Source organism: Streptomyces sparsus (genome assembly GCF_054776295.1).
Window position 1 is genome coordinate 1 of sequence record NZ_BAAHCA010000242.1, and the last position, 5979, is coordinate 5979.

The window sequence follows — 5979 nt, forward strand, 5'->3', positions numbered from 1 at the left end:
CGCGCACATCGCCGCCGCCGTCGCCGCGGCGCAGCGTGCTGGCGACGCCCGCGGTTACCTCGACGTGGGCAGCGTCAAGGGCGGGCCGCGCCGCGAGCTGACCGCACTGGGCTGCGATCTGACCGGCTACCTCGGCACGCATCCCATGGCCGGCCGTGAGAAGTCCGGGCCGCTCGCGGCGACCGCCGACCTCTTCGAGGGGCGTCCCTGGGTGCTGACCCCCACCGCCGAGACGGACACCGAGGTGCTGAACCTGGCCCTGGAACTGGTCGCGCTCTGCCGTGCGGTGCCGGTGGTGATGGACGCCGACGCCCACGACCGGGCGGTGGCGCTCGTCTCCCACACCCCGCAGCTGCTCTCCAGCCTGGTCGCGGCCCGGTTGGAGAGCGCCGACGAGACAGCGGTACGGCTGTGCGGCCAGGGCATCAGGGACGTCACGCGCATCGCGGCCTCCGACCCGGCGATGTGGCTGGACATCCTGTCGGCCAATCCCGGCCCGGTCGCCGACGTGCTGGCCGCGGTCGCCGGTGACCTGGACGTCACCGTCCGGGCGCTGCGCGCGCTGGAGTCCGCCGACGAGGCGAAGCGCGGGGAGGGCACGGCCGGCATCGAGGACGTGCTGCGGCGCGGCAACACCGGTCGGGCGCGCGTCCCCGGCAAGCACGGCCAGGCACCCACCGCCTACGCGACCGTCGCCGTCCTGATCAGCGACCGCCCCGGGGAACTGGCCCGGATCTTCGCGGACGCCGGTCAGGCCGGTGTGAACGTGGAGGACGTGCGGATCGAGCACGCGACGGGGCAGCAGGCCGGCCACGTCCAGCTGATGGTCGAGCCGAAAGCCGCACCGGTGCTCGTGGAGGCGCTGCGCGGCCGGGGCTGGTCGATCGACGCCCGCTAGCCAGCCGGTAGCCTGGTGCCCGGGCCGTCCATCGGTCCGTGCGCCTCTCCCAGGTCCAAGAAAGGTCCCCGCCACCGTGGAAACCGCTCCGGCACCCGTTGTCGTCGCCATCGACGGCCCCTCCGGTACGGGCAAGTCCAGCACCTCCCGAGCCGTCGCCGCGCAGCTGGGACTGAGCTACCTCGACACCGGTGCGCAGTACCGGGCCATCACCTGGTGGATGCTGACCAACGGCATCGACGTCAACGACGCCGACGCGGTCGCCGACGCCAGCGGCAAGCCGGACATCGTCTCCGGCACCGACCCGGCCGCGCCGACCATCACCACGGACGGGGTGGACGCCGCCGGTCCGATCCGCACCCCGGAGGTCACCGCGGCGGTCAGCGCGGTCAGCGCGGTGCCGCAGGTGCGCGCCCGCATCACCGCACTGCAGCGGTCCATCGCCGCCGGTGCCACCCGCGGCATCGTCGTGGAGGGCCGCGACATCGGCACCACGGTGCTGCCGGACGCCGACCTCAAGATCTTCCTCACCGCTTCCCCCGAGGCCAGGGCAGCCCGGCGCGGCGGCGAACTCGCAGGGCGCGGCGGCGAGAAGCCGGTCGACCTGGACGCCACCCGGCGGGCGCTGCTCCAGCGGGACCGGGCCGACTCCAGCCGCAAGACATCCCCGCTGGCCATGGCGGACGACGCCGTCGAGGTGGACACCACGGAGCTCACCCTGGAGCAGGTCATCGAGTGTGTGGTCACCCTGATCGAAGACAAGCAGCGGACGGCGTGACGGTCGGGGACCCCGGCACCACCGGCCCGGAGGCACCCAGCGCGCGCGGCGCCGTGGTGAGCCGCGGTATCGGCGTCGGACTGATGTACGGCCTCTGGCGGCCCCGGGCACTGGGCACCTGGCGGGTGCCGCCCGCCGGGCCGGTGATCCTGGCGGTCAACCACTCGCACAACATCGACGGCCCGATGGTCATCGGCACCTCACCGCGCCCGGTGCACTTCCTGATCAAGAAGGAGGCCTTCGTCGGGCCGGTCGCCCCGTTCCTGCGCGCTGTCGGGCAGGTGGAGGTGGACCGCTCCGCGGTCGACCGGGCCGCCATCGCGCGTACGCTGGCCGTGCTGGCGCAGGGCGGCGTGCTGGGCATCTTTCCCGAGGGCACCAGGGGAGAGGGCGACTTCGCGGCGCTGCGCGGCGGACTGGCGTACTTCGCGCTGCGTTCGGGGGCTCCGGTGGTCCCGGTCGCGGTGCTCGGCGGCACCGAGCGCCGCAGCCGGTTGACCGCCGCCTTCCCACCGCTGCGCAGCCGCGTCGACGTCGTCTACGGGGAGCCCTTCGACGCCGGTGACGGCAGCGGACGGCGGACCCGTACGGCGCTGGACGACGCGACCGCACGCATCCAGCGCCGACTCGCCGGGCACCTCGCCGACGCCAGGCAGCTGACCGGGCGCTGAGCCACACTTGAGTCGAGTGACGAAACACAAGGACAGGACTTCATGAACGACCAGATCCACTCCGGCGAAGAGCACGGGCACGGTGAGCTCGGCGACGCCGAGTACGCGGAGTTCATGGAGCTCGCCGCGCAGGAAGGCTTCGAAGCCGAGGAAATCGAGGGCGCGCTCGACGCCGCCGGGCACGGCCCGCTGCCGGTGCTCGCCGTCGTGGGACGTCCCAACGTCGGCAAGTCGACACTGGTGAACCGGATCATCGGTCGCCGGGAGGCGGTCGTCGAGGACCGGCCCGGTGTCACCCGCGACCGCGTCACCTACGAGGCCGAATGGGCGGGCCGCCGCTTCAAGGTGGTGGACACCGGCGGCTGGGAGCAGGACGTGCTCGGCATCGACGCGTCCGTCGCCGCCCAGGCCGAGTTCGCCATCGAGGCCGCCGACGCGGTGGTCTTCGTCGTCGACGCCTCGGTGGGCGCCACCGACACCGACGAGGCCGTGGTGAAGCTGCTGCGCCGCTCCGGCAAGCCGGTCGTGCTGTGCGCCAACAAGGTCGACGGCCCCTCCGCCGAGGCGGACGCCGCGATGCTGTGGTCGCTCGGACTCGGCGAGCCGCACCCGGTGTCGGCGCTGCACGGCCGCGGCACCGGCGACATGCTCGACCAGGTGCTGGAGGCCCTTCCCGAGGCACCCGAGCAGAGCTTCGGCACCCCGCTCGGGGGACCGCGCCGGATCGCGCTGATCGGCCGGCCGAACGTCGGCAAGTCCTCGCTGCTGAACAAGGTGGCGGGGGAGGACCGGGTGGTCGTCAACGAGGTGGCCGGCACCACCCGCGACCCCGTCGACGAGCTCATCGAACTGGGCGGCAAGACCTGGAAGTTCGTGGACACGGCGGGCATCCGCCGCCGGGTCCACCTGGTGGAGGGCGCCGACTACTACGCCTCGCTGAGGACCGCCGCGGCGCTGGAGAAGGCGGAGGTGGCGGTGGTCCTGATCGACGTCAACGAGTCGATCAGCGTGCAGGACACCCGCATCATCTCGATGGCGGTGGACGCCGGCCGGGCCCTCGTCATCGCCTACAACAAGTGGGACGCCCTCGACGATGAGCGCCGCTTCTACCTGGAGCGGGAGATCGAGCGGGACCTGGTCCAGGTCCAGTGGGCGCCCCGGGTCAACGTCTCCGCACGGACCGGCCGCCACATGGAGAAGCTGGTCCCGGCGATCGAGACGGCCATCGCGGGCTGGGAGACGCGGGTGCCCACGGGACGGCTGAACGCCTTCCTGGGTGAGCTCGTCGCCTCGCACCCGCACCCGGTGCGCGGAGGCAAGCAGCCCCGCATCCTCTTCGGCACCCAGGCGGGGACCCGGCCGCCGCGGTTCGTGCTGTTCGCCTCCGGCTTCCTGGAGGCGGGCTACCGGCGCTTCATCGAGCGCCGGCTGCGGGAGCAGTTCGACTTCACCGGAACTCCCGTGCACATCTCGGTGCGGGTGCGCGAGAAGCGCGGCCGGAAGAAGTGAGCACGGCCCGCGCGACATGAGCAGACCCGTTCGGCCCCACCGGTGAACCGGTGGGGCCGAACGGGTCTCACAGGTCGCGCCGTCGACCGTCCCGCGAGCCGGGCGGCAGCGCGGCGGGCAGCGCGCCCCGCGTCCGGCGGTCGTCGTACCACGTGGGTCCGGAGATGCCGGTGCCCTGAGTGCTGCCGAACCCCTCGAACCTCAGCCCCTCCTCGCCCGCCCGGTCCCCGGGCAGGGTCCGGAACAACCTGCGGTACTCGGCGTACAGCGAGTCGTAGATCGGAGTGGCGGACGGCTCCGGTGTGACCTCGTACGCCGGGCGCATACCGGGGATCTGCCCGTGGTTGAGATGCGGGTGATGGGCGCGGGAGTGTTCGTATGGCTGCACGCTGATGCCAACGAGGTGACGGCCCCGCTGGATGCGGGGCCGAGCGGGGGAAACCGTGCTCAGGTGCCGGCCAGCGGCATCGCGGCGGCTGCCAACTGACCGTTCTTCGCGGCCTGTTCGAGGGCATCCCGCAGCATGTCCTCGCGCGGCTGCTGGCCGATGGATCCGGACGGCGCCGCGTACACCAGCACGGTGTTGGTGCGGCTCGCCGACACGCGCCACTCGTCGGTGACCGACAGCGGCTGGTGGGCCTGCCACCACGAGTTGGACTTGCCGGAGTCGGGGCCCGGCTGCAGGACGGCGTGCAGTTTGCCCATGGCGAGCAGCACCGACCAGCCCTCGATGCCCGCCGGGCGCTCCGCCACGTCCGTCACCGGGTGGAATCCGGCCTCGGTGAGCAGCGCGAGGAACTCGTCCTCGGTGCCGTCGGTGCCGGGGCGGGCGATCGGCCCGGTCGGCTCCACGACGATCGCGGGGAAGAGCTGCTCGTCGATGAGGACCTGGCCGCAGGTCACCCCCAGCACGGCCTGCCGGTCGGCCGGCTCCCCGGCGGGCGCGGGGATCTGCGCGGCGGTGCCGGCCTCGGCCGCGATGGTGCGCACGGCGCCCTGGATCTGGTCCTCGGAGACCTTCACGATCTGGGACGGAATGCAGCCGGCGTGGGCGAAGGCGAGCACGGCCGTCTCGTCACCGACGAACAGCACCGTGCTGGTGCGTTCCTTGCTGGTGTCGCCGGGGGTGCGGCAGGACGTGCAGTCGTAGCTGCCGGGCGCGGTCTCGCCGGCCAGCAGGCGAGCGGCTTCTTCTTCGCCGATCTCGGCGCGGACGTCGTTGCTGACGTCGAGCATGGGGGACACAGGAGACTCCTGGCAGTCGGGTCTGGTTCGCCATGACAACGGGCAACATGTGTCAGCGGTCACGCACCACGTCGGACTGACTCGACGAGTGGTTGCGCACGGTGAAGCGCGCGCCCTCGGTGGTGACACAGTGTCAAGAGGCATGTGCCGCCCGCATATTCACGTCGTGAGCCGGCACACATCGCCTGCCGAGCTTAAGCAGTTTTGTCAGTACAAAGGAGTCAGGCGGGCCGGTCAGGCGGGCCCGGTTACCGGCGGTACAACGCAACTGGCCTGCGGAATCCGAAGACTGCTTGTGGCCGGCGTCCGAGCCTCCTTACATTCGGCGACCGTGTGCACAGAGCACCGCTCGGGACGGTCCGCCGACCGCACCGCTCCGGACGTCACCCCTTCACGGGTGGCGCCGGGCAGCACGCTCGCCCCACCCGTCGGCGGACGGGCCGGGCGGCCGGTCGGGCGTCCGACGCGCCGGACCGCCGCTCCGGTCCGAGCGCCCGGGTCCGTGGAGAGGGAACGCATGTCCTTACGTCGCGGGAACGCCGTGCGGATCGCGGCACTGTCGGCAGCCGTCGTCACGCCGCTCGCCCTGCTCACCGTCGCCACCGGCACCGCCTCGGCGGCGGACGGGGGCACCTGGGACCGCATCGCCGCGTGCGAGAGCGGCGGGAACTGGCAGATCAACACCGGCAACGGCTTCTACGGCGGCCTCCAGTTCTCGGCGGCCACCTGGGCCGCCTACGGCGGCACCACGTACGCGCCGACCGCCGACCGGGCCAGCCGCGCACAGCAGATCACCATCGCGGAGAAGGTCCAGGCCGCCCAGGGCTGGGGGGCGTGGCCCACCTGCGCGGCCCGAGCCGGCCTGCGCGGCAGTGCCC

The 5979-nt window shown here is 72.7% G+C and carries 7 protein-coding genes; 5 read left to right on the plus strand and 2 right to left on the minus strand.

Annotated elements, in window-relative coordinates; translation table 11 throughout:
- From ACYVE9_RS13255 to der, 4 genes are all read left to right on the plus strand, one after another.
- On the plus strand, positions 1 to 898 hold an 898-nt coding region (locus ACYVE9_RS13255; protein WP_461028018.1), incomplete at its 5' end, for a prephenate dehydrogenase.
- 76 nt (positions 899 to 974) lie between these two features.
- Complete coding sequence (gene cmk, locus ACYVE9_RS13260; RefSeq protein WP_461028019.1) at positions 975 to 1676, plus strand: (d)CMP kinase; 702 nt, start codon at positions 975 to 977, stop codon at positions 1674 to 1676.
- Between the two features lie 83 nt (positions 1677 to 1759).
- A complete protein-coding gene (locus ACYVE9_RS13265; RefSeq protein WP_461028024.1) occupies positions 1760 to 2347 on the plus strand; it encodes a lysophospholipid acyltransferase family protein in 588 nt (195 codons plus the stop codon).
- A 42-nt stretch (positions 2348 to 2389) separates the two neighbouring features.
- Positions 2390 to 3856, plus strand: a complete 1467-nt coding sequence (der, locus tag ACYVE9_RS13270) for a ribosome biogenesis GTPase Der (RefSeq protein ID WP_461028020.1) — start codon at positions 2390 to 2392, stop codon at positions 3854 to 3856.
- 67 nt (positions 3857 to 3923) lie between these two features.
- Here der and ACYVE9_RS13275 read toward each other — a convergent pair whose 3' ends face one another.
- A complete protein-coding gene (locus ACYVE9_RS13275; protein WP_461028021.1) occupies positions 3924 to 4244 on the minus strand; it encodes a hypothetical protein in 321 nt (106 codons plus the stop codon).
- Between the two features lie 59 nt (positions 4245 to 4303).
- A complete protein-coding gene (locus ACYVE9_RS13280) occupies positions 4304 to 5101 on the minus strand; it encodes a hypothetical protein (protein ID WP_461028022.1) in 798 nt (265 codons plus the stop codon).
- A gap of 517 nt (positions 5102 to 5618) precedes the next feature.
- On the opposite strand from ACYVE9_RS13280, the gene ACYVE9_RS13285 reads away from it, so the two are divergent.
- A partial coding sequence (locus tag ACYVE9_RS13285) for a transglycosylase family protein (RefSeq protein WP_461028023.1) occupies positions 5619 to 5979 on the plus strand: 361 nt, incomplete at its 3' end.